Origin of the sequence: Actinoplanes sp. NBRC 103695, from assembly GCF_030269485.1 — a bacterium.
Lineage (GTDB): Bacteria > Actinomycetota > Actinomycetes > Mycobacteriales > Micromonosporaceae > Actinoplanes.
Window position 1 is genome coordinate 1 of the sequence record NZ_BSTL01000111.1, and the last position, 1,039, is coordinate 1,039.

General features: G+C 66.7%; 1 protein-coding gene. It reads right to left on the reverse strand.

What is annotated here, in order from left to right; genetic code table 11:
- Positions 1-21: 21 nt before the first annotated feature.
- Positions 22-987: an IS5 family transposase gene (locus QSK31_RS48485; protein WP_352244886.1), complete on the reverse strand. Its 966-nt coding sequence runs from the start codon at positions 985-987 to the stop codon at positions 22-24.
- Positions 988-1,039 lie beyond the last annotated feature (52 nt).

Sequence of the window (1,039 nt, forward strand, 5' to 3'; positions counted from 1 at the left end):
AGACCCTGGTAAATAAGGGTTTCAGGTGGCGTGGTGGCGGGCGAGGCGGCGGGTCATGATGTTGATCATGGCCCACTGGACCATCGCGGCGTGATGTTGCGGTAGTCGTTCGTAGTCGCGGACGGTTCTGCGGCATCGGTTGATCCAGGAGAACGTGCGCTCGACCGCCCACCTGCGGTGCAGGACGACGAAGGTGGTTTGTCCGGTCAGCTTGGCCACGATCTGCAGGGTGAGGCGTAGCTGCTCGGCGGCCCAGCCGACGACTTGGCCGGCGTAGCCGCTGTCGGCCCAGACCAGTCGGATGCCGGGGAAGCAGGTGTGCAGCGCCCAGAGCAGCGGTCGGGCGCCGTCGCGGTCCTGCACGCCGGCCCCGGTGACCAGCACGGCGAGTAGTAGTCCGCAGGTGTCGACGGCGATGTGGCGTTTCCGGCCGTTGATCTTTTTGCCGGCGTCGTAGCCGCGGTCGCTGCGGGCGATGGTCTCGGCGCCGCGCAGGCTCTGGGAGTCGACCAGCGCAGCGGTCGGTTGCGTGTCACGGTGTTCGACCTGCTGGCGGACCTTTTCGCGCAGGTGGTTGTGCATGCGGGTCAGGGTGCCGTCGGTGGTCCAGGTTTTGAAGTAGTGGTAGACAAGTTTCGGATGCGGGAAGTCAGCGGGCAGCGCGTCCCATTGGCAGCCGGTCCGGTCGAGATAGCGGATCGCGTCCACCACATCGCGTCGCGGGTAGGTGATCGGGCGTCCGCGACCGCTGCCGGCGGGCACGTGCGGGGCAAGGATCGCCCATTCGATGTCGCTGGTGTCCGACGGGTAATGCCGTGGCCTGCGCGTCGGTAAATGATCGGCGAGGGTGGCCGGGGCCGACGACGTGCCGGTCCCAGCGACGAGGTATACAGACAGGGTTGGGCCTTCGGTGTAACGAGCTGCTGGTTTAGTCGCCTTTGCTCGTACCGGAGGCCCTTCCTCGTGTCCGCGCGACACGCCGCACACGGGCAAGATCGTCGATCTCCGCCAGACCCAGCCTCGGGCCGAACCCCTTATT